The sequence below is a fragment of the Butyrivibrio sp. M55 genome (assembly GCF_900116865.1).
In the GTDB taxonomy this organism is placed as follows: domain Bacteria; phylum Bacillota; class Clostridia; order Lachnospirales; family Lachnospiraceae; genus Butyrivibrio.
In genome coordinates this window covers 256881-281307 of record NZ_FPCD01000003.1, presented here as the reverse complement: position 1 = coordinate 281307, position 24427 = coordinate 256881, and the positions used below count along the sequence as shown (strand labels likewise).

The following is a 24427-nucleotide window of genomic DNA, read 5'->3' as shown; positions in this document are numbered from 1 at the left end:
AGAAGTATATAAACATTCACAAAGTATATAAATGTATATAGAAAGGAGCCACACATGGAACGAAATCCTTTTGTCATGAATTTCGGAAAAGTACCAAGTCAGTATATAAGCAGAGAGCTGATAATCGACGAAATTGTTCAGGAAATGACCGAAGAAGATTCGCAGAATAATTGCTTCATGCTCACTGGAACCAGAGGAAGTGGCAAAACTGTAACCATGACTGCAATCGAGAAAAAGATTTCTGCGTCAGATGAATGGATTGTAATAAGGCTGAACGCTGAGAGAAATATGCTCGAGAGCTTAGTCGGTAAGCTCTATGACAGCAGAGAATTCGTGACAAAATTCGTTGATGCAAATCTTAATCTTTCAAAGTTCGGAATAGGGCTCAATCTCAAGACCAAATCTCCTGTCGCTGATATTGAATCTGCACTTGAGATAATGCTGAAAGAAGTTCGAAAGAAAAAGAAAAAAGTTCTTGTAACTGTCGATGAGGTGTCAAACACCGCCTATATGAAAGAATTTGCGAGCAGCTTCCAGATTCTTATAAGAGAAGAACTGCCTATATTCCTACTGATGGCAGGCCTCTATGAAAACATCAGCAATTTGAAAAACGCAAAGAATCTCACATTTTTATACAGAACACCGCAATATGAGATGGAACCGCTCAACCTTACTTTAATTGCTGCGAAGTATTCAAAGGTATTCGGAATCAATAGAGAAAAAGCGATGGATATGGCGCTTATTACAAAGGGCTATCCCTTTGCTTATCAGGCCTTGGGTAAATACATCTGGGAAGAAAAAAATCATGAATTAACCGAATCTGTACTTATCAAATTTGATGAAGCACTTAGTCACTATGTTTATAAGAAGATGTGGTCAGAGCTGTCCGAAAAGGACAAATGGTTTATGTCATTTATAGTGAAAAAAGATGTCATGCCTGTTTCCGAACTGCTTGAACTAACCAAGCAAAAGAAAAACGAGTTCTCACAGTACAGGGAAAGGCTTAGAGATAAAGGACTTATCGATGTTTCAGGCAGAGGAATGATAAAACTTACTTTGCCCAGATTTGATGTATTCGTAAAAAATGAATTGAGATAAACATATTTATGTAGGAGCAAATAAACATGCTTTATATTGGCAAAGAATTACCCCAAATGGATATCGATGAAAATGAGTATAAACCTTTTATCCGGCGTGAATGGTTCCGCAAAAATTATATGTGGTTTGCATATGGATTGATGTTTTTACTATTCATAGCGGCTTTATCACTGGGAAGTCTACGTGCAGGACACTTCATAATCAGATTAATTGTTTTTGCAATAACATATGTGGTACATGAGTTGCTACATATAGTGACCGTTTTTAGAAAAGGCGATATTTACCTAAATCACTCCGGTATATATTTGTGGTTAACACCGGATTTTACTTTATCCAAGCGAGAGTTCTGGATTTTCATGACTTTACCGTTTCTTGTGCTTACTTGCCTTGTGGGCTTGAGCTCTTATCTGGTTTCTGAACACGTTGGCATGTATCTTAAGTATATTGCATGGATCAATTCAATAATTGCCGGCTCTGATATTATAAATTCAGCACTTATTATGATGATGCCGCGAAATTCATATTTTTATCGAGGATACTATAAGTGTAAATAAATTTTTTTGACATTTCTACATACTAACAACACGAGGATAGCATAATGACAGAAAAAGAATTATGGGCAGAGTTTTGCTCAAAAAAGAATGTTGATATAAACACACCTTATGAAGCATGGGGCTTTGGAGGTATAGAAGAAAGTGATACTGACAAGCTTGCAGAATTGGTTTTAAAGGGAAAGAAGTTTGGAACTGCAAGTTCATATGATGAATATGTCATGGAGGATATTACGGATGAAATTCCAAAGATCGGAGATTACAGTGTTATCCTGAACAGCAAAGATGAGGCTGTATGTGTGATTAAAGACTATGACGTCTATATCAGACCTTTTGGCGATGTACCGCCCTTCCATGCTTATGCAGAAGGCGAAGGTAACAGGTCGCTAAAATACTGGCGCGATGTTCACACAAGTTTTTTCAAAAAATGTCTTGATGAAACAGATATGCCCTTTAATCAAGAGTCAAAAATAATCTGCGAGAAGTTCAGCGTTGAATATATTCCGGGCGAAAATCTGCCGGACGAAGAACTTCTTTTTGTTGAACCTTCCATGAATTTTGAGAAAGAAATAGCGGCATATAGACAGGAAATGCTTGATGCTGATTCGTCTTTTGACGGATGCTTTTCTATGAAAAGAATGCCAAATACAAAAGAATATGTCGATCATTGCATCGAGTGGGCTAATCCCAGAAGGGACGCAGATGAACATGGCGCTTGGGGAAATGTCCTTCTGGCCATAAGAAAGTCTGACATGAAAATGGTTGGCTGCATGCAGGTTCACAACGTTCTCACTGAGAGAATGAAGAATTATACAGGACATGTTGGTTATTCTGTTCGCCCATCAGAAAGAGGAAAAGGCTATGCAAAAAGGATGCTTGCTAAAGCAGTGGATTTTCTTTCGAGTTTTGGTTTTGAAGAAATTGTTATCAGTTGCCTTCCTGAAAACGAAGCCAGTAAAAAAACTATTCTTTCTAACGGAGGCAAATATATAGAAACCGTTTTCTTGGATGAAGATAAAGTTTATCTGGAGAAATATAAGATTCAGATTTGACTTAAGAAAACGTTACTTTCAAGGTGCCTGCCCTACAAAGGTAATTACGTTTGTGGATAAGTGGCTTATTGCAGAGTCTCTTGGAATGTCATATTCCTGGGGACTTATTGTTTTCTTTATAGTATTCCATCCTGCAAAGGCATCATCGATATACGCTTGTATAAGCTTGGTAGGAAGATTTACTTCAAACTGTGGATCCATGACTTCCTCTGTATTCATGTTGCATTCCGTAACTTCTGAATTTATTACCAGACAAACAATTCCCTGGCTCTTTATTCCCGCTTTTATTTCCTGTAATTTATCCAAAAAAGCTTTTTGGCTTTCTACATGTTCCAATGCAGATACAGCTAGAATAAGATCATAAGTATTTTCAAGGACACTAAACTGTTCAATCGTGCAGACCATCCCGTTGATATTTTCCTCAACATCATGAATACATGCATTGTGTTTTAGCTTTTCAATAGCTATATCAAGAATATCTATACAATCAACCAAACATCCTTTATCTTTGAACTGCTCCGCTAGATATATGCTATTTCTTCCGATTCCGCATCCAAGATCAAGTACACGTATGCAACCATGATCAGAAAGGAGTGGCACGATATCTTTTACCATTTTAATTGGCTTTTTAAGCCAACTATCTGTGTTGTATAAATCTTCATCAGTATAGATTTTTGTGTGAGATATCTTTTCACTTTCTCGTATTTTATCTATTCTTGAATTCATGCCTGCTCGTTCCGATCATTATTTTGTTCATTTATCTTGAGATTTCTTTTCTCGTAGCTTTGCAAGTATAGAATCTTTATCTCGAGCTACTGATAAATTTCCGGCAATATCATTTACATTTTCTTCATTCATTACGCCTGGATACTCCTGTTGGAATACAATTAAATCTTTTTTGGTTTCTTTTTCATCTCTACAAACCTTGTCATATAAAGTTTGCAAATCATTGTTTTCAAATATATCAGCAATAAATGTACGTGACTGTTCCGAAATATTTTCCCATGAGTCATATAATTCTTCTGTTGCCTTTTTTACTGAATCTAAAGTAATTGGATTACCTAATCTTTCATGCTCATAAAGTATACCAACAATATCTGACAAATCATTTTTATAAGCCCTTCCTGACTTTAGTTTCATGGCAACAAGATATTCAGATGATATAGTTCTTATAGTAAGTACATTAGAATAAGTTTTATAGTATTTAGAAACTCTCATAAGTCTAGGTGTATATGAAGAAGTCTTCTGAAAATCATTATTTAGCCAGCCAACAGGAAGATTATATTTATCTCTTACAATATTCAGTGCATCTTTCATCCCCGAAGCAGCTGATATAATTGCATCTATGTCTGTAGTCATATTTCTAAAACCATAGTTTATCAAAACAGATGCGCCTCCAATAAGTATCAGCTCTGCAGGCATATTTTTTCCGGCAATTTTTCTATATATTTTTGCTAATTCTTTAAGATATTCATCAATATTATTTTTGTTAAACTCAACCTTTTTTTCAGAAGACATTACCTATCTCACTTTCCACAATATTATATTTTAGGAATTCTTTTATTGAATTCTTTTTTGCATTTTCAAGAATGCTCTCATCTTTACTGACAGAATACAAAGCAAGAATTCCTTTTGGATAAACTATCTCTTTCAATTTTTTCTTTCTTATTTCATCATAAATATCACATAACGGAATATCATTTTGCTTACAAAGATAATCTGTCATTGCAAGCAAATAAAAGCATTCCGGGTACCATTCTTTTTTATAATAGTAACTAATTCGATCATGTTCCAATATTTCAAGAATAAAATCTATAGCGCCAAGCTCTTTTACCCTGTGGCAGGTATTACTTTTGAAATTCTCAAAACTTGGACGAGGTTCCATTTCATCCTCAACCAAATCTTCCATAGTTACATCTAATGATTTTGATATCTTAAACACAATCTCGACACTGCATTTTATTATCTGTGTCTTATTGTTGCAGATATCATTTAACGTCGAATAAGGAATCCCAGTCTCTTTAGATAATCTATATATAGATTTATTTTTCTCTTCTAACAATTCTTTTATTCTCATTATTATCATCTCCTGTCACCATTATTATACCGTTGTACCGTTATAGTATCAACACAAAAAAATCCGAGACTTTTACATCCCGGATTTTTCCAAATATATATTCACCCCAAATTTCTGATAAGATTAACCATCTCAATAGCGCCCTGTGCGCATTCAAAGCCCTTGTTTCCTGCTTTTGTGCCTGCTCTTTCGATTGCCTGCTCGATATTGTCTGTAGTGAGAACACCGAACATAACAGGAATACCGCTGTTTAGGCTGACCTGAGCAACGCCCTTTGATACTTCGGCGCAAACATAGTCATAGTGAGAAGTCGATCCCCTGATAACAGCGCCGAGACAGATAACAGCGTCATACTTGCCGCTCTTTGCCATCTTGTCAGCGATGAGAGGAATCTCAAATGCCCCCGGAACCCAAGCCACATCGATATCATCGTCATTTACATTTTCTCTCTTAAGCGCATCAACCGCACCACCGAGGAGCTTTGATGTGATGAACTCATTAAATCTTGCTACTACAATGCCTACTTTAATCTTTTCTGATACCAGATTTCCTTCAAAAACTTTCATATATTTTTCTCCTTAAAATTTATTTGAATTTATATTTTCTTATCTTGTCACACCTTCAAGATATGTCCCATGCGGATTTTCTTGGTCTGAAGGTAGAACATATCAAACGGATTTGCCTCTATCTCTATCGAAACGCGCTGTGTTATCTTCATTCCGTAGTCTTCAAGCTGATATACCTTATCCGGATTATTGGTCAAAAGATTCAGCGACTTAATTCCAAGGTCTCTAAGTATCTGCGCTCCTGTGTAGTATTCGCGCATGTCTCCGGGGAATCCCAGCGCAAGGTTTGCATCAAGAGTATCTGCTCCCTCGTCCTGTAATTTATAAGCTTTGAGCTTGTTCACAAGTCCGATTCCTCGTCCTTCCTGACGCATGTACAAAAGAACTCCACGCCCCTCTTCCGCGATCATCTTCATTGCCTTATCAAGCTGCTGTCCACAGTCGCAGCGCATTGAACCGAACACATCTCCTGTGAGGCACTCAGAATGCACTCTGCAAAGAACATCCTCTCCGTCTGAGATATCTCCCATAACAAGCGCTACATGGTGTTCTCCGTTTATTTTATTGATGTAGCAATGAGCCATGAACTTTCCGTATTTAGTCGGCATGTTTGCGATTGAAACACACTCTACAAGGTTGTCGTAAATCTTCCTGTACTCAGCGATATCGGCAACCGTTATGTACGTAAGGTCATGCTCTTTTGCAAAATTCTTAAGATCTTTCTCACGCATCATTGAGCCGTCTTCTTTCATAATCTCGCAGCAAAGGCCGCACTCCTTTAGGCCTGCGAGTTTAAGAAGGTCAACTGTTGCCTCCGTATGCCCCTGTCTTTCTATAACTCCGCCGCTCTTGGCAACAAGGGGAAAAAGATGTCCCGGCCTCCTCAAGTCATACGGATTACAGTCATCTGACGCGCACATCCTTGCAGTCATTGCTCTCTCATCTGCAGATATTCCCGTCGTTGTGTCCTTATGATCGATTGAAACCGTAAATGCCGTCTCATGGTTATCCGTGTTGTTATTGACCATAGGATTGAGGCAGAGCCTGTTTGCAATTTCTTCGCTTATCGGCATGCAAATGAGGCCGCGTCCATACTTTGCCATGAAGTTTACGGATTCGCCGGTCACATTCTCAGACGCACATATAAGATCCCCTTCATTCTCTCTTTTCTCATCATCAGCAACTACAATTACTTTTCCTTCTCTCAAATCGGAAAGTGCCTTCTCTAAAAGCTGCTTATCCATTTCTGCTATCCTCCTTAATAAAACCCGTTCTGTAAAAGAAATTCTTTCGTGATACTTCCGTTGTCTTTATTTATCTCGCAAAATTTTTTTATGTACTTTCCAATGATGTCTGTTTCTAAATTGACTTCGTCCCCAACTTTCCTGACACCCAAAACTGTTTCTTTTAAAGTGTGAGGAATGATCGAGACGCTGAAAGATGATGCGCTCATCTTTGCAACCGTAAGGCTTATGCCGTCTATTGCTATCGAACCTTTTTCAACTATTCCCTCAAGAATGCCGGCAGGTGCCGTTATCTCGAACCAGACAGCATTACCGTCATTTTTTATCGACGCTATCTTGCCGGTCCCGTCTATGTGTCCCGAAACCATGTGTCCGCCAAATCTGCCCCCCGCGCTCATGGCCCTTTCAAGATTCACGGGGCTTTTGTTTCCAAGTTTCATAAGGCTTGATCTTGAGAATGTTTCATTCATTACATCGCAGGTAAAAGAGCTGTCTGAAAAAGTCACAACTGTGAGACATATGCCGTTTACCGCAATGCTGTCACCTATCTTTACGTCCTCTAAAACTTTTTTACAGGATATGCACAGCGTGCTTTCTTTGGCGCCTTTAGATATGCTCTTTACAAAGCCCATCTCTTCTATTATTCCTGTGAACACTTATACTTAACCTCGCTTTCTATAAGCAGATCATCTCCGATTCGGGAAATATCGGTAACAGTAAGTTCTATGGCTTCATCAGGCTCATCTATTCCTATGCCTGTTACAGGACTTTTTCCCATTCCGCCAAATATCTTAGGTGCCATAAATGTATGCACTTCATCGACTATGTGTGCTCTTAGCGCACTGTTATTAAGAGTTCCGCCTCCTTCAAGGAGTATTCCGTCAATTCCAAGGTCTCCAAGTTTTTCCATCAGAATGTTTAGATCTATTCCCTCAGAGTTCATCGGGACATTTACTATCTTGCAGCCCTTTTTCTCATATTGGGAAAGTTTATCTTTATCCTCTGAAGCGGTAGCTATTACGGTCTTAAAAGTATCTGCTGTCTGAACAACCTTTGAATCAAGCGGTGTCCTTAGGTTCGTATCGCAGATTATCCTAACGGGATCTCTATGCGGCGTATCAAGGCGGCAGTTAAGCATTGGATCGTCGGCAATAACAGTGGATACTCCGACCATTATTCCCATTAATTTGTTTCTAAGAACATGGACTTCTTTTCTTGATTCTTCGCAGGTTATCCACTTTGATTTGCCTGTATCTGTCGCAATCTTGCCATCTGCGGTCATCGCATATTTCATGACTACGTAAGGGCGCTTTTTCAAAATATATTTATTAAAGACTTTGTTTAATGCTGTACACTCGTCCGCAAGAACTCCCGTTACAACTTCTATTCCGTGGTCACGAAGTATCTGTACACCTTTTCCCGCAACAAGGGGATTTACATCAAGTGCGCCCACGACAACTCTCTTTATGCCGTTTTCTATGATTGCCTCGGTACAAGGCGGTGTCTTTCCGTGATGACAACACGGCTCAAGTGTCACATATATGGTTGCACCTTCGGGAGAATCACTGCAGTTCTTAATAGCATTTCTCTCTGCGTGAAGTTCTCCGTATTTCTCGTGATAGCCTTCGCCGATGATAACGTCATCTTTTACTATTACGGCACCTACAAGGGGATTTGGATTAACAAAACCGGTGCCTTTTTTTGCGAGCTCGATGGCTCTTTTCATGTATAATTCATCGTTCATTTGTGGTCCTCTGTGGTGGTATATGTACTAAAACTTCTAAGTACTCTGCAAAAAAATGAACCCTGAACCAAAAATGTTCAGGGCTTAAAATAAACTACTGCTGTATGGGATATGTACTAAATTCGAAAAAACCTCATTAAGTACATCCCCATGGCTCGCACTAAGCTCGTCAATACCTCGCTAAGTGCTCTGCTCAAAAAAACACCCTGAACAATTTAATTTGTTCAGGGTGCTTATAAGCTTTTTATTTGACTGAGCTTTACTTAATGATGTTCTGCTCTCGGCATAAATGCCTCGCTGGAACTAAGTTCGATCACAGAAATCAAAGATTTCTTATCTCACTTATTGCTAAGTGCTCTGCATACTTCTTCCATCCAGACTATACTGTCGGCATCGGAATCACACCGATTCTGCCTTGCGGCTCGTGGGCTATACCACCGGTAGGGACTTTCACCCTGCCCTGAAGTTTTTATTAAGTTACTGCTATTGTAAGCAGATTAATTCGTCATGTCAATGATCAAATGTTCAAAAGCTTTGCATACTCAGTAAGAGCGCCTTCTGTCTCGTGTGCAAGAACTCTCTTTGCAAGTACCTTACCAAGCTGAACACCTTCCTGATCGAAGCTGTTGATGTTCCATACAAATCCCTGGAACATAACCTTGTTCTCAAAGTGAGCAAGAAGTGCACCGAGTGACTTAGGATTGAGCTCATCACCGATGATGATACTTGAAGGACGTCCGCCCTTGAAGTTCTTGTTGAGGTTATCATCTTTTTTTCCACATGCAAATGCAACGATCTGAGCTGCTACGTTAGCGCAGAGCTTCTGCTGGCTTGTGCTTCCCTGAATATCAACATCATTCTGAAGCTGGCTGTTCTTAAAGCCGATGAACTGAAGAGGAATGATGTCTGTTCCCTGGTGAAGGAGCTGGTAGAATGAGTGCTGTCCGTTTGTTCCGGGCTCACCGAAGATGATAGGACCAGTTACATAGTTAATAGGCTCACCGAAACGGTTTACGCTCTTTCCGTTTGACTCCATGTCAAGCTGCTGAAGGTGAGCGGGGAAACGGCTAAGTCCCTGTGAGTAAGGAAGAACCGCTGTGCTTGAGTAACCAAGTACGTTGCGCTCATAAACTCCGATAAGTGCATCGAGCATTGCAGGGTTTTTCTTAAGATCTGCATTTGCAGAAAGCTTGTCCTCTTCTGCAGCACCGTCAAGGAACTGCGCAAACACGTCAGGTCCGAAAGCAAGTGAGAGCACTGCTCCGCCAACGCCTGATGTTGAAGAGTAACGTCCGCCGATGAAGTCATCCATGAAGAATGCTTCAAGGTAGTTCTCGCTCTTTGCAAGAGGAGATGTCTCTGATGTAACTGCGATCATGTGCTTAGACTGATCAAGTCCTGCCTTCTTAAGCGCATCTGTAACGAATGATTCGTTTGTTAGTGTCTCAAGTGTTGTTCCTGACTTTGAAACCAGGATAAATATTGAATGAGCAACATCAATGCTGTTAAGTACGGCAGATGCATCATCAGGATCTACGTTGCTGATGAATTTTGCTTCCATCTTGAAGTTGCCTGTTCTGTGTGCCCAGTTCTCAAGTGCAAGATACATAGCGCGAGGACCAAGATCACTTCCGCCGATACCAATCTGTACAACAGTTGTGAACTTCTCGCCCTTTGCGTTCGTGATCTCACCTGAGTGAACTTTATTTGCAAAATCTGCGATTCTCTTCTGTTCTTTTACATAGAATTCTCTTTTATCAACTCCGTCAGCTTCTACCTTGTTTCCAAGCTGTCCCCTAGTAAGCTGGTGGAGAACCATTCTCTTTTCCCCGGTGTTAATAACTTCACCGTTATAAAGCGCCTCAAACTTCTCGATAAGCTGTGTCTCTTTTGCAAGTGAATCAAGAGCTGCGATGATGTTATCATCAACTTCCTTGGCTGCGTAATTGTATGCAAGACCTGCCGCCATAGGTACCGAGTACTCTTTTACTCTCTTTGCTCCGTTCTCCCCGGACATAGCTTCAACTAAATTAACGTGTTTGATACCTTCAAGATCGTTATAGGATTTAATTGTATCAAGATTGTTCCAACTAACCATTATAAAATCCTCCTGTTTGGCGCATGAAATTGAGTTTCGCCATTAGTCTAAAGTTTATCAAAGATATTTTTTCTAATCAAGAAGATTGCAAAAATGACATCTATAAATATAGCAATGTAAAAAAAATCCAGAAAGTACACTTATGAGTTCTCCCAGCTTTATATGTTGCTTATTATTTTTCAACAATCATATTAACTATAGCCTCTATATGTATCTTCATTGTATCCAAACATTTTAAAGGACAAGTTGCTTCTTCAATAATAAGCGGTAATTCCGTACATCCAAGAATAATACCATCCACTCCTTGTTCACGTCCAATTTTTTCAATAATACCGTATATCTGCGCTCTTGTGGATTCCTTAATAATTCCCCGCTCTAATTCCGAAGATATTTTTTCGGATATATATTCCATGTCTGATACACAGGGTGTAACAATACTTATGCCACGGTTTTCAAAAGGCGTTCTGTAATAGTCTGCTTTCATGGTCGTCATTGTTCCAATCAAACCCAGTTTTCGCATTTCAATCTGTTCCGCCTTCTCTGCTGTTGCTTCAACAATACTGATCATTTTCACATTTATTTTTTCTTGTAATTCATCAAAAACTATATGGGGAGTATTTGCTGCCATAACAATAAAATCACAGCCACAATTACATAGATTTTGAATCGCTCCAGATAAGTATTCAATCAGTAACTGATAATCCTGATTCTCACACAATTTAAGTACTTTGTATACATCAACACTTTCAATTGACAGTGACGGGAACATATCTTGCCCAACTGCTTTTTGTACCCCGTAAACAATATCATGATAATAAGGTATTGTGGATTCCGGTCCCATACCGCCTATAATCCCAACTTTTTTCATTAACTTATTACTCCTTTCATTATCTGATAACATTATGATAATTTGAGTATATTATTATATACTTCATATTCCTGATCCTTCAGTTCTTTCAATAGCTGTCCTATTCCAGTAATATATTTTTTATTGAAAGAAGTATCATACATAATTACAAGATACACAATTTTTTTCAGTGCTTTGCAGATTTCCAACAACTCATCTTCCAATTCATCAATACTTCCTGAAATATATCCTTTTTTCTTTATGTACCTTATCTTTTCACTTAGATTAGTATTCTTCTCCAAAAGAATAAATACCAATCTAAAGTCCACCATTTCATTTTTTCCAACAGATTTTTCTATACAGCCTATAATGAAATCATATACATTGATTCCGTATACGGTACCTTCTTTGAATCGATCTCCAAAAAAATCATTACTAAAAAATCCCGATTGATGAAAATAGATTTCTTTGTGATCACTGATATCTGTACTATTCACATAGTCATCGAGCATATGTGTAAATTCCTGGTAATCAAAACTGAAAGACTTTTTATCATTTGAAAACAATTCAAATACGCACTTGTCTTTATTTCTGGAAAAAGCGCGTAACAAATCATCTTCTTCAATAACTGTTTTTTTCAGAAAACCATATATGTTTTCAATACACTCAAAACCATCACAGATTCTTTTTACCAGTAAAATATCGTGAACAATATGCTTTGTTCCGTACTCACTATAATTCTTAATATAATAGTGATCCACATTAAAATAAAATGCTTTTCCGACTTCAGTACCCTTCAAAACTGTTTCTTTGAATTTCTCATAGTCATTATTTATCTCATCAGATCTGTCGATATGATTTAGTAAAGGAAATGCTCCGAAAAGATGACCGCTGCAATAATCAACAGCGGCTCTTCCTCCTTCAAAACCATATAAATTAATATAATTATTATTCTTCCAATCTTCATAACAAGGATGATCTTTGATCAAATAATCTGCAAATGCAAGATACTGAAAAGTTTTTACATATGTCTGTATTTCTTCATTCATCACTCGTCACCCATCAATAACTTTATAAATTGCTTGCTATCTTCTTCATTTCCGCCAAAACACTGACTTCATCTTCAATAAATTTTGGCATATTTGCTATGTATTTCTCATCAAACACAAAGTCGTTTTCCTTACTAGCTCTTTGCATAAGAACAACAAGGACATTCCGCACTTTTGCCCAATCCGAAGATAATTTCTTAATTCTATCCGCCACCTCGGCAAAATAATTGCCGCCCAAAACAGAATCTAAAGATACTAATGCTTCAGCAAAATTAAATCTACTCCATGACAGTGCAATGAACCGTATAAGAAAAATGGATTTATCAGGATATTTGTAATATTCAATATCTTTCTCCGAATAAGTATATTTTTTTAATGAATCATATATTTTTTTTAGTGGTTCTCTCACATCCCGATCTTCCAATTGTAAAAGATAATCTTTCACAAAAGTTACCACATTAGAGCGGCTAATCTTATCCTTCTTGTTCTCCGCCGAAAACACTATGAACCATGATAAGTATTTCAGTAAACATTCTTTAGAAATCTCAACCCTTTTCTCTTCTAGATATGAATCCGATGATAAAAAAACTTTTCTCTCAGGATCATATGATTCCAATGTAATCGTGTGAAACATATGCTGATCCAAATAAAAATGTGACCACGTACATCCATATGAGTCCACTGTAACCGCAACCATATTGCCATTGTTTATCTTCTCGCATATCGTTGCAATTATTTCTTCGTAAGATTTAAAGTCCTCTTTCTCATATATTTTATACTTTATATGATATATTTTGGTAATCGCATCCAAACCTGTAATACGGTATGGATGTCCATAATCAAGATTATGATTTCTCATAAGGTCATCTTCTTCTAAATAAACAATGTTATACATCATAAAAAAGTAGAAACTGTAATCCAGCTTTTCTTTTTTTGCCAAATACAAAAGAACATTATTATCAAAGCAATCCAGCTTTGGATTTTTTTTTAGATACATTTTTAGGCAACATCCCTCCCTTATTTTTGATATTTCAAAACCATATCAACGATGTCATTTCCAGTTTTTATCTCATCAAACTCTACTTCTGCAATGGCAAGCATTGTATCGAAATTCAAAACTTCCTCAAATACAGTAACCATTGAAACCAACTGAATGGAATCTATTCCCAGTTCATTTCTGAAGTCTGCCTCCAAAGTGACATTAGGTCTAATATTTTTGACAACCATTGATTTAAATGTCTCTATGACTTTTTTCTCTATTTTTTTTCTATCCATATTATTTCTCCATCATATATTCATAGTTTTTATAAAAAATCTTTTCCTTTAATGAATCACTAAGCAGATCACTGTCTCTGAAATAATCCACCCATTTTTTTTGCTTACCCATCATAGAATACAATGGCCAATCTGTACCAAACAACACCTGATCCGGTATAGTATCCCTTATTACCTTTATTTTTTCAGCTAGAGTCTCTTTTCCGTACTCTCTCTGAAAAGCCGAAACATCGCAATAACAATTTTTATGCGCCTTACAATATTCAACTCGCTCTTCAAAGCCATCTGTCGTCAAATGCGCCATAACAACTTTAAGACTCGGAAATTTTTCCTGAATAACCTTAAGCTGTTGAATATAATCATAATCATTATACATATCCTGATTAGATGCACCAGTATGTATCAACACCGGTATCCCATGATAACAGCATATTTCATAATAATCATTCATCCTATTATCTGTCAGATCAAATCCACATGGCGGATATACTTTCATCCCTTTGAAACCATATTCCTTTATACTCTCCTCAAATTTATCAACATGCCTATTATCTCTTCGACAATCACATCCCCAAAAGGCCATCAGACGATTAGGATGTTTTTTTATTACATCAACATGTTTTTGAAAAAAATAATTCCAATCGAGTTTTTCCTCATAACCAAAATCCGCCATCAACAAGACACTTTTATCAATACCAGCTTCATCCATCTGTTTAATAAGCTTATCGCAAAATTTATCACTCAAAATTTTTTTAATCAGAGCGTTGATTATATTCATATCCAAATTATATTCGGGATATGATCCAACTACACCATTTAGAAATTTCTTTGAAAATAAAGATTCATCAGCAAAATGTGTGTGAACATCAATTATCATCTCAAATCTCCATTCCAAAAATCTGTTTTAATTCATTTTTATAATGTGTAGCTATTTCTTTTCTGGCAAGCTTAAGATTTACGTTTAACTCCTTATTGTCAATTGAAAACGGCTCTCTTGTTAAAATGACATCCTTAATCTTCGCATACTCTTCACCATACTTTTTAAACCGCTTCACTTCATTATCAACGTCTTCTCTAATGATATCCTTATTTGAAGGAGTTACAATTGCTACAAGAAAAGGCTTTTCATTTCCAAAAAGACATATTTGTTTAATCATGTCTGATTCTTTGATACGATTTTCCATCTGCGCAGGCATTATTTTTTCTCCGTTACTCAGAGTAATGATTTCCTTTTTTCTTCCACACAGATACAGGAATCCATCCTTGTCAAAATAACCTATATCGCCAGTAGCAATGTATCCGTCACTTCTGTATACTTTCTTTTCGAATGCCAAATCGTCCTCCTGATAGCCACATGCAAATGCATAGTCATCATTTTTAACCAGAACTTCCCCATCTTCGGCAATTTTGATATTTCTTTGCATAAATGGCTTTCCGACACTTCCTATTCTTACATTTCCTGGATAATTAATCGCAAGAACTCCGCCTTCATTAATGCCATATGCTTCATACAAAGGTATTCCCGCATCATTATAAAACTCCAAAACATCTCTTCTGATGCTTGCAGATCCTGTAATCATCAAGCGCATTTTGCCGCCCCAAAAATCATGAAAGGCCTTAAGAAATTTCTTTTGAAATATCTCAATATACTTCTTTGGAATCAAATGCTTATGTTTTAGTGCAAAGAATGTATTAACCGCTACTTTCTTTTTGATATCGCTTGTAATGACACCATTAACGGTATCATAAACTGTTTCAAAGAGATGTGGAACCCCCTGAAGAATTGTAGGTTTTCCAACCTTCATTGCCATAGTAAATGTAGACATATCAGCCAACAATATATCAATTCCCCCCATAATAGATGCATAGATATACGCTCTGCATGTCAATACCGAAAGCGGCAAGAAAATAAAAACCTTATCTTCCGAAGTAAAATCGTACAGACTGTAAAAACCATTTATAAAGCTCTCAACCGCTCCTGCCATAATCTTTAACGCCTTAGGAGTACCCGTTGTTCCAGAAGTATAAATAATCGTAAAAACGTCTTTGGGTGCAAACTCAAATTTTACCTTTTTATCATAGGTATCAATATTGGCAATCTCCGCGAATACTTTTTCAAAAGGAACATATCTTTTATCATCCTCACAATATGGAGCATCTGCAAAAACTACCTGCATGTTGTATTTTGTGAGCAAAGCATTCTTATTGGCCTCAAAATCCTTTGCATGAAAAGAAACTGAAATCCATCCACCAACTAGACATGCCAGATCAACTACCATCCATTCATAGGAATTATCACCTACAATACCTATATATTCACCTTTGGGTAATTTTCTGATTTTCTTTATATATGAAACCATTTTCAGTACATCAAGCTTCATATCCTGAAACTTAATTGTCTTTTTTTCTTTACAGAAAACAGCCACACTATTACAGGCATTCTGATCCATGTAATCTAATAATCTACTTAAATCCATAGCTCCACATCTCCTCAATAATTGTTATTCCTGTCTAGATAAGCGTTACGCCACCTTTTTGCAATATTTGTACATTTCTATTGCCCATACAGGAAAGATAATGACCAAAATAGAGCTTCCCGTTGTCAATATTCTTGTCTGAACAAAATATCCCAAAAGGCCAATAAAGTAACCAAATGCACATACAAAATTGATAACTCTGATTGCTACGTTGAAAAGCTTGCATCTTACACTGTAAATTGCCAATGTAAAAAACCAAAGGGAAGCAAATCCAAATGACATCAGAAATTTATCAAACTCCATCGTTCCTCCGGCAATCACAACCTCTTTTACAATATCGCTTCCACCAAGATATTCTCTTGTCACTTTGGGCATGTAATACAATCTTGATACATAGGTCAAACCCATAAGTAAATACCCCAACGTGGACAATCTTGAAATCCAGACAAACAACGGAGTATTCAATTCTTCATGAACACAATGAAACATAGAAACTACGCCAATCATTACTGAAGCTTGTAAAAACATAAAAGTCCAGAAAATATAATAAAAATATGGTAATTCCTTAAATGATTTAAAATATTTGTCACTGAAGAGAATTAGTTTTTGATCATACGGGACAAAAATATATCCTACTCCAGCAATAACAAGAAATAACGTCGCAAGTAAAACCATTCTTCCCACAAATAAAACCGTTTCACGTCTATCTAACTGCATATCAAACATCTTCCTTTCTTTTTAAATCTTATTAAATTAAGCTGGATTTCCCATTAGTAATTCAGCAACTTCTTTGCTGTTTGATTTGATAAAATAATGCCCCGCCTGAGATATATTCTTATAATCGACTGACTTAGCATGATATTTCCATTGATGGACATCCTTTAAACTGGTACAAGTTAAAGGATCATCTTCACCAAGAATAACCGTGATATTATCCACCTTGTACTTTTCTTTTCGCATTTTTTCAAAATACTTCATTGCATTTCTTCCATCATGCCTAAACCACTTATAAACTTGATGCTTTTGTTCGTATGATAATTCTGAAACAACGCCACCTATCTTACGTATAAATGCCTCAACTCTCTCATCATTGCTGTAATAATAGGAAACCACTCCTTTTGCACACACACGCTTAACTGCGTTGGAACAATATGGAGATGCTCCTCCTACTACCAGTCTTAATACATTCACACCAATCATTTTTAATTTACGTGATACTTCAAATGCCATAGCACTTCCAACGCAATGACCATACACTATAACATCACCCTTGACATATTTGCATATATCCGTCGCAATAATCATACTCATCTGATCCAAATCAACGAGTTTTTCGTTTTTGATATATGAGTGTCCACGTAAATTAACGGCATATACGTTATAATCATCCGACATTTGATCCGCCAGATTATAAAATACACTTGCAACACCGCCTCCGTAGGGGATACATATTAAATTTGCTTTAGCGGAATCACTGAGTTTTAACGCGCTTAAGCATCCAAATCTGTCCATTTTCTTACTTAAAACATATTCTGCAATATCTCTTACAGTAGAATACTTATACAGATCCTCAAGCTCTATCTTTTCATACTTACTAACAAGCTGAATTCCTTTTAAAGAAGTTCCTCCATATTCAAAGAAATCATCTTCTACCCCTAATTCATCAACTTCCAACATTTCCTTGAACAAAACCAACAACTTTTCTTCTTCTGGATTTTTAGGCAACACAATTTCTCTTTTCTCAGATTCAAGATTCAATGGAGGAAGGGCTTTTCTGTCAAGCTTTCCGTTATGTGACAGTGGTAATTTATCTAAATATACATAATTGGTGGGTACCATATATACTGGAAGATTTTCTTTTAACATACGCTTCATTTCCCGCACATCCATAAATTCTTGATTCGAATTCTTCTCAATATACGCAACAAGTGATTTATTCCCTCTTGAATCACTCACATCAATTACTTTTGCCTGATGAACATGGTCAAGCTTTTCCAGCTGATATTCTATTTCTCCAAGCTCAATTCGAAGTCCGTTAATCTTGACCTGGAAATCCGCACGCCCAAGATACTCTATTTCCCTTTGTTCGTTATATCTTGCCAGATCTGCCGTTTTATACATCCTTTGGCAAAACTTCGGATTGATTGTATTATCAACAAATTTTTCTTTTGTCAGTTCTTCTTTGTTGTAATATCCATAAGCCAATCCCACACCAGAGATATAGAGTTCTCCGCTTATACCATCAGGCAAAAGCTTCCTATTTTTATTAAGTACATATAACTGAATATTATCTATGGGTTTTCCAATAGGTACAGACTTGAGACCATCTCGCGCATAACACTTCCAATATGAAACATCGATTGCCGCTTCCGTAGGTCCGTACAAGTTATACAGATCACAATTGAATTTTCTCAAACAATCTGACATCAAATCTGCTTTCAGCTCTTCTCCGCTACAAATAATCCGCTTTAAAAACTTACATTTATCTGCGACAACATTATCAGAAAAAATCCTGAGCATTGAAGGAACAAAATGAAGTGTTGTAACCTTCTCTTTCTCAATAATGTCTGCCAGATAATCGGGATTGCGGTGTCCACCAGGTTTAGCCATCACTATTGTAGCTCCTATCATCAACGGCCATACAAATTCCCATACAGATACATCAAAGCTGAAAGGAGTCTTCTGCAATACTACGTCTTTGTCCGTAAGTTGCATTTCTTTTTGCATCCATACAACACGATTAACCAAAGCTGAGTGTAAATTAATCGCTCCTTTAGGGCGTCCTGTGCTTCCCGACGTATATATCATATATGCCCAATTATCCGGCTTCACACACTTTATAAGTTCATCATTCTCGTACTTATCCAACAAATTTTTTTCCGAATCAATATAAAAGATTTTTTTGTCGGAAGGTAATAATGCTTCGAATTTCTTTTGAGCAATGATGATCTCAGCGTTGGAATCTTCTACCATATATTCGATACGATCCCTCGGATATTCAGGATCAATTGGTACATATGCACCACCCGAGCGATAGGTTGCAATAATTGCTTCTACCATCTCAACAGATCTTTCCATACATATTCCGACAAGAGTATTGCATTTTACATTATTCTTCTGCAGATAAACAGCTAATTTCCTTGTACGATTTTCAAGTTCTTTATAAGTGACCGATTCACCTTCATATCTGACCGCAATAGCATCCTTCCTCTCCGATGCCTGTTTTTCGAAGAAATCATGAATACAATTCATATTAGGAAAAGAACATGTAGTACTGCTATAATGCTCAAGCATCTTCTGTCTGTCTTTTTCACTCATTGCCTCAACATCTGCAATTTCCGTATCCAATGCCTTATAGATAGTTGTGAATAAATCCTTAAAACGCGTCAATATGTTATCAATCGTATTGGTATTAAAGACATCTTTTTTGTAATCTATACACAACTCAACATCATTATCTCTATATACAATATTCTCAATTAATCTAAAGACTAAATCTTCCTGTTGCTCATTTGGATTAGCATATACATTACTTGTACCAATTCCAGCAATTACATCCGGAAAATTTACTCTATGATATGAAAATGCCACATTATAAAGTAGCCCTTTTCTATTGGTATACTGGGACAGTTGACTGACAGGGAACTTAAGATGACGGTAACAGTCAAAAATATATCCCTGTACCCTAGTAAGAATGTCCGATACCGTTTTGCATTCACTCATATCTACACTAAATGGTATCATCTTGATATAAGGTCCGATGACTTTTTTTTCTTTTCCTACTCGATTTAAAATTGGTAATCCAAGATAAAAATCATCATTATCAAAAACATAGTTAAGCAAGTAAATTATTGTGATTGCATAATGAAATACCGACGTTTTATCAAGTGACTTTACTACCTTTTCATACTCGTCTCTGTCTATAAATACAGATTGTCTCGACACACTGTTACTATCGACGGAAAGATTATTTTTGCAACTTTCAAAAGCTACACCTTTTTCATCTTTTACATGCTGTAACCAGAATTCTTTATCTTTAATAAATTTCTCTGATTTCATATAAGCAGCTTCAGCATTGATATATTCCGTATAATCCCATACTTTTGCTTCACAATTCCCCTGTTCCATTTTCTCTTTGAACAGATCAAAAAAGATTGAAACACTATATCCATCACATATCATATGATGCATCTTCATAAATATAACGGTCTTCTGACCAACATGCATGATTGTGAACATATACGGATGTTCAAGAGAAAGTCTCTTGGACATCTGATCTTCTACATATGAAGCAACATCAAGTGATTCATAACTTGAAACTTCAATTGTTCCTGTAGCATAGTCGCATCTTTCATAAAAAATATCATCTTCCACTTCGACAAATCTTATACGAAGCATCTCCTGCTCATTGATAATACTGACTAGACAATCTTTTATCCAGCGTTCATCTACATGAGATTCAAATACGCAATATCCTCCAACATTAAACATTTCACTATCTGGATTCATTTTCTGAGTAAGCCACATAGACCTCTGAATAAATGAAACTTTAAATAAACTATCTTTCTCCATACCTATCCCCTCCGGAAATCACATAATATATGGTCCTGCCTGTGCATTCCACATTCGAGCATATTTCCCGTTTAGCTCAATTAATTCCCTGTGATTTCCCTCTTCAACAATTTTTCCATTCTCCATCATGATGATTCTATCCGCAAATCTTGTCGTTGATAATCTGTGTGAGATAAAAATTACTGCTTTACCTAAAGTTTCCTTCAATAACGTTTGATTCAATTGATATTCAGCAATAGGATCTAACGCCGATGAAGGTTCATCCATAATAAATAATCCCACATCACGAAAAAAGATTCTTGAAATAGCCAGTTTCTGACTTTCTCCGCCCGATAGATTTACTCCATTCTCATAAATTTCTGTAGTGATCATAGTTTCTTCCTTATCAGGAAGTTCCATGACTTTTTCGTACAATCCGCTTTTTTCTAGAGCTGCAATCACCTTCTTTCTCTGCATTTGTGCCTCATTGGATTTGTTATCCATCAGCACATTTTCATATATACTTCCAGCAAACAGTTTAAAGTCCTGAAACACCGTTCCTATGGCGCTTCTGTAATTATCTACTGAATAGTCTTTGATATCATGACCATTTACGCTTATTCTTCCAGAATTCACATCATATAACCGCATCAATAATTTAACCAATGTAGTTTTGCCAGCGCCATTGTATCCAACTATTGCAATCTTTTCGCCTTCCTTAATGTGCATCGAAACATCCTGAATAATATCTTTCCCCTCAGGACTATAAGAAAATGATATGTTTTTTGCATCCATATCTGTTATATTGCTATTAAGTTCAAAGTTCTTTTCCGAAATAATGTCTGATTTACTTGCTAAAAAGTCTCTGATTTTTTGAATGTATAAACTTGTTTCACAGGCATAAGGATATGTATTGGTAAATACGGACATTCCTTCCTTAAGATTTCCAAAATTTCGGTATAAAATAGCTACACTACTAATTGGAAGTCCACTAATTGAAGCTCTTATGATTAGATAGATTACATATGCCACATCATTGAAAAAATCATTGCCTATGTATGTGCTCATATATCGATACAACATTTTTTTCTTTGAATTGCTCTTTTCAATGGCATATATTTCTCTATTAGATTCTTCAAAATCCTCATAGAGCGATTTATTAATTTGGGGATTCAAACGTAATTCTTTTGCATAGTTTCCTAGATAATAGATACGCTTTACATAATCTCTTTTTCTTTCAAACGGATTACTTTCAATTCGGATGCTATACTGTAAACGGTTTAATGCTTTATTAGACAAAAAGACAACAACAAATGAACTTGCAACAAATAATATAGAACATTTATCCTTATATATAAAATAGAAACCTGTTGTAGCGAAGGCAACAATTCCTGAAAAAGTATTTTTTAAAAATGTTGAACAGCGCTCAATCTGCTTATCGCCTTCATTTATTGCTAGCACCAGTTCGTTGTAAAAATCTGGTTTATCATAACTCGCCAAATCCACTTCCTGTGCCTTTTCATACATCATCATCTTTATTTTTCTTTTCAGCTTTGGCTTCTCTTTTTCAATCAGATAATCACCTACCACTACCGTAAAAAGCATTCCGGCAGACACTCCGAGAGTCAAGATTACTAGAAAAAATAATACCTTTCGAAAAGGATATTGAAATTCCGCGGCCTCCAACACATATCCAACCCCATATGTATGTTCAAAAAAGATAGATAACGGTGCTCTGATACCATCAATAATTGTCATAATAATAAATAAAGGTGATGATTTAAAACACAGCTTCACAAGATACCAGTTATTCATCCATACTTCATAAAATGATTGCTTTTTTTTCATCGCATGTCGCCTTTATTACTTTTTATATTTTCTATTGCCAAATAGTTTCTTGCCTGTGCCTTATACATTTCAGCATATTTCTTTCCTAAGACCATCAGATCTTTATGCGTTCCCTCTTCTACGATTCTGCCATTTTCCAACATGATTACTCTATCGCATAATTTAACTGATGATAACCTGTGCGAAATAAGTATCATCGTGTGCTGCTTATGTTCTGCAATGATACTCTTAAACAACTCGTATTCCGAAATGGGATCCAACGCACTTGATGGTTCATCAAAAATCTTCAATTGCGATTTCTGTACAAACGTTCTTGCTATAGCAATCTTCTGATTTTCTCCACCAGAAAAAACTATTCCCGATTCATCAAATTCTTTTGTCATCATAGTATTCTGACCATTGTTTAACTCGCTAATTTTTTTCTGAATACCCGCTTTCTCAAGTGCCTCATTGATTGTTATCTCAACATCGTCTTTGTCTCTTCCCATCAGAACATTATCTTTAATCGATGCCCCCATTATGCAGAAATCCTGAAATGTTGTAGCAAACAGCTCACGGTAAGCACGAAGATTATATTTTCTAATGTCAACTCCATCCAAAAAGATAGCGCCCTTAGTTGGATCATACAAACGAAGCAGTAATTTAATTATTGTCGTCTTGCCGGCACCATTATGCCCAACCAAAGCAATCATGTCACCTTTATTGATTTTAAAAGACAGATTTGATATGACTTCTTTGTCCTTATATGAAAAATAGACATTATTAAATTCAATTGTTTTGTAATCACTACTTGGAATCAATCCGTCCTGATTTTCTGGTATTTTCTCCTCATATTCCAAAAAAAATCTAAGATCATTTAAGAAAATAACATTTTTATTAACCGTGACAAAATCATTAAAAAGCAAGATAAGTATCCATGCCATCGCCATCATCTGTCCGGTCATTACTGTCAGTTCCGCAATGTTGATAGAATGTCTTACTAGATGTTCATATATTGCATAAATCAACATTCCCTCAAAAATAGACGTAAAAGAAAACGTTATCTTCCAGAAATTATGAAAAGCATTCTCAAATGCATATTTCTTAGCAATAGAGACTAAATTATCTGTTGCACCGTCATACTGTCTCTTTAAAATATTAAAAATATTGGTCAATCTGATTTCCTTGGCATAATCAGCTAAATACATTGTTCTGTTAACATAATTCAAAACCTTGTCATTTGGAGCGTATTTCTGATACCTCTTGTACTCTGCTTTATTCTTTAAATTTGCAAAAACAAAATTACCAATGATTGGAAAAACTATGAATAATATTGCCTCTGGTTTAATCTGATAAAGAAGAATAAAGACAACAACCAGTGCAATTAATCCCCAGATACTTCCTCCAAGCCCTTCGATAACTGCAATAATCTTTTCTTCAGATTTATCAATCGCCTTGGTGTACTTGTCATAGAAATCCACATCTTCGTAACACATAATTTCTACATTTCGTGCTTTATCAAAGATTTTCAAATGTAACTGCTCAAACAATCGTATCTGTTCCAGTGGCTTTAAAACACATTCTATATAGTTTTCAAGTAATGAGATTATTGAAAAAATGATACCTACAATAACTACCCACGTAATAATTTCCGCGGTAGGTCGATGGTTATCCAAATCCATGACCAGTTTTTTTAGGAATATAGCGCTGAAAAACACCCAATTCACATACGTAATTATTTTCTCGCCTAGCAAACCTACTGTTAATTTCTTACTGAACTTCCAACAAGTTTCTAAAGCAAAAAACACATTTCTCAAAAGCCTAGTAGTTCCACAAGACTTCTCCATATTCCTCATATGCCCCTCAACCTTTCAATGCTAAAAATTTCTTATGTTAATTCCCGCTTATTTTCCAAAATATAACAGTCTCTCTTTTAGCTGGTATTGACTTTGTTATTGGATAAGCTATCCA

General features: G+C 36.3%; 21 protein-coding genes and 1 riboswitch. Of the genes, 3 read left to right on the top strand and 18 right to left on the bottom strand.

Annotated elements, in window-relative coordinates; translation table 11 throughout:
* The first annotated feature begins 54 nt into the window (after positions 1–54).
* Genes BM398_RS05515 through BM398_RS05505 form a run of 3 tightly spaced genes read left to right on the top strand, consistent with a single transcriptional unit; the run spans position 55 to position 2701 of the window.
* Complete coding sequence (locus BM398_RS05515) at positions 55–1098, top strand: ATP-binding protein (RefSeq protein WP_092336768.1); 1044 nt, start codon at positions 55–57, stop codon at positions 1096–1098.
* Between the two features lie 26 nt (positions 1099–1124).
* On the top strand, positions 1125–1652 hold the full coding sequence (locus BM398_RS05510) for a DUF3267 domain-containing protein (protein WP_092336767.1): 528 nt from the start codon (positions 1125–1127) through the stop codon (positions 1650–1652).
* A 44-nt stretch (positions 1653–1696) separates the two neighbouring features.
* Positions 1697–2701, top strand: a complete 1005-nt coding sequence (locus tag BM398_RS05505; protein WP_092336766.1) for a GNAT family N-acetyltransferase — start codon at positions 1697–1699, stop codon at positions 2699–2701.
* Between the two features lie 18 nt (positions 2702–2719).
* Here BM398_RS05505 and BM398_RS05500 read toward each other — a convergent pair whose 3' ends face one another.
* The 18 genes from BM398_RS05500 to BM398_RS05415 form a co-directional block, all read right to left on the bottom strand.
* Entirely contained in the window at positions 2720–3427 is a 708-nt protein-coding gene (locus BM398_RS05500) for a class I SAM-dependent methyltransferase (RefSeq protein WP_092336765.1), read from the bottom strand.
* Between the two features lie 27 nt (positions 3428–3454).
* Complete coding sequence (locus BM398_RS05495; protein WP_175531850.1) at positions 3455–4219, bottom strand: DUF6036 family nucleotidyltransferase; 765 nt, start codon at positions 4217–4219, stop codon at positions 3455–3457.
* Positions 4209–4778: a helix-turn-helix domain-containing protein gene (locus tag BM398_RS05490; RefSeq protein ID WP_092336764.1), complete on the bottom strand. Its 570-nt coding sequence runs from the start codon at positions 4776–4778 to the stop codon at positions 4209–4211. The genes BM398_RS05495 and BM398_RS05490 overlap by 11 nt, the downstream gene beginning before the upstream one ends.
* 101 nt (positions 4779–4879) lie before the next feature.
* The gene (ribH, locus tag BM398_RS05485) at positions 4880–5344 is read right to left on the bottom strand and encodes a 6,7-dimethyl-8-ribityllumazine synthase (RefSeq protein ID WP_092336763.1); all 465 of its coding nucleotides are present in this window, start codon (positions 5342–5344) and stop codon (positions 4880–4882) included.
* A 47-nt stretch (positions 5345–5391) separates the two neighbouring features.
* Positions 5392–6588, bottom strand: a complete 1197-nt coding sequence (locus tag BM398_RS05480) for a bifunctional 3,4-dihydroxy-2-butanone-4-phosphate synthase/GTP cyclohydrolase II (RefSeq protein WP_092336762.1) — start codon at positions 6586–6588, stop codon at positions 5392–5394.
* A gap of 14 nt (positions 6589–6602) precedes the next feature.
* On the bottom strand, positions 6603–7244 hold the full coding sequence (locus tag BM398_RS05475; RefSeq protein ID WP_092336761.1) for a riboflavin synthase: 642 nt from the start codon (positions 7242–7244) through the stop codon (positions 6603–6605).
* Positions 7229–8332, bottom strand: coding sequence for a bifunctional diaminohydroxyphosphoribosylaminopyrimidine deaminase/5-amino-6-(5-phosphoribosylamino)uracil reductase RibD (gene ribD / locus BM398_RS05470; protein WP_092336760.1), 1104 nt, complete (start codon positions 8330–8332; stop codon positions 7229–7231). Before ribD ends, BM398_RS05475 begins: the two co-directional genes overlap by 16 nt.
* A 358-nt stretch (positions 8333–8690) precedes the next feature.
* Positions 8691–8804: riboswitch (FMN riboswitch) on the bottom strand.
* Positions 8805–8849: 45 nt separating this feature from the next.
* Positions 8850–10430 (bottom strand): glucose-6-phosphate isomerase, encoded by a 1581-nt coding sequence (locus tag BM398_RS05465; RefSeq protein ID WP_092336759.1) that lies wholly within the window; start codon positions 10428–10430, stop codon positions 8850–8852.
* Between the two features lie 172 nt (positions 10431–10602).
* A complete protein-coding gene (locus BM398_RS05460; RefSeq protein ID WP_092336758.1) occupies positions 10603–11298 on the bottom strand; it encodes an aspartate/glutamate racemase family protein in 696 nt (231 codons plus the stop codon).
* A 32-nt stretch (positions 11299–11330) separates the two neighbouring features.
* Positions 11331–12326, bottom strand: a complete 996-nt coding sequence (locus BM398_RS05455; RefSeq protein WP_092336757.1) for a hypothetical protein — start codon at positions 12324–12326, stop codon at positions 11331–11333.
* 22 nt (positions 12327–12348) lie between these two features.
* On the bottom strand, positions 12349–13185 hold the full coding sequence (locus BM398_RS05450) for a hypothetical protein (protein ID WP_139233784.1): 837 nt from the start codon (positions 13183–13185) through the stop codon (positions 12349–12351).
* A 158-nt stretch (positions 13186–13343) separates the two neighbouring features.
* A complete protein-coding gene (locus BM398_RS05445) occupies positions 13344–13601 on the bottom strand; it encodes an acyl carrier protein (RefSeq protein ID WP_092336755.1) in 258 nt (85 codons plus the stop codon).
* Between the two features lies 1 nt (position 13602).
* A complete protein-coding gene (locus BM398_RS05440; protein ID WP_092336754.1) occupies positions 13603–14478 on the bottom strand; it encodes an amidohydrolase family protein in 876 nt (291 codons plus the stop codon).
* A gap of 1 nt (position 14479) precedes the next feature.
* A complete protein-coding gene (locus BM398_RS05435) occupies positions 14480–16078 on the bottom strand; it encodes an AMP-binding protein (protein WP_092336753.1) in 1599 nt (532 codons plus the stop codon).
* Positions 16079–16123: 45 nt separating this feature from the next.
* Entirely contained in the window at positions 16124–16486 is a 363-nt protein-coding gene (locus tag BM398_RS17375; protein ID WP_242949763.1) for a hypothetical protein, read from the bottom strand.
* 345 nt (positions 16487–16831) lie between these two features.
* On the bottom strand, positions 16832–20650 hold the full coding sequence (locus BM398_RS05425; RefSeq protein WP_092336751.1) for a non-ribosomal peptide synthetase: 3819 nt from the start codon (positions 20648–20650) through the stop codon (positions 16832–16834).
* 18 nt (positions 20651–20668) lie between these two features.
* A complete protein-coding gene (locus tag BM398_RS05420; RefSeq protein ID WP_092336750.1) occupies positions 20669–22477 on the bottom strand; it encodes an ABC transporter ATP-binding protein in 1809 nt (602 codons plus the stop codon).
* The gene (locus BM398_RS05415) at positions 22474–24312 is read right to left on the bottom strand and encodes an ABC transporter ATP-binding protein (protein ID WP_092336749.1); all 1839 of its coding nucleotides are present in this window, start codon (positions 24310–24312) and stop codon (positions 22474–22476) included. The genes BM398_RS05420 and BM398_RS05415 overlap by 4 nt, the downstream gene beginning before the upstream one ends.
* Between the last annotated feature and the right edge of the window lie 115 nt (positions 24313–24427).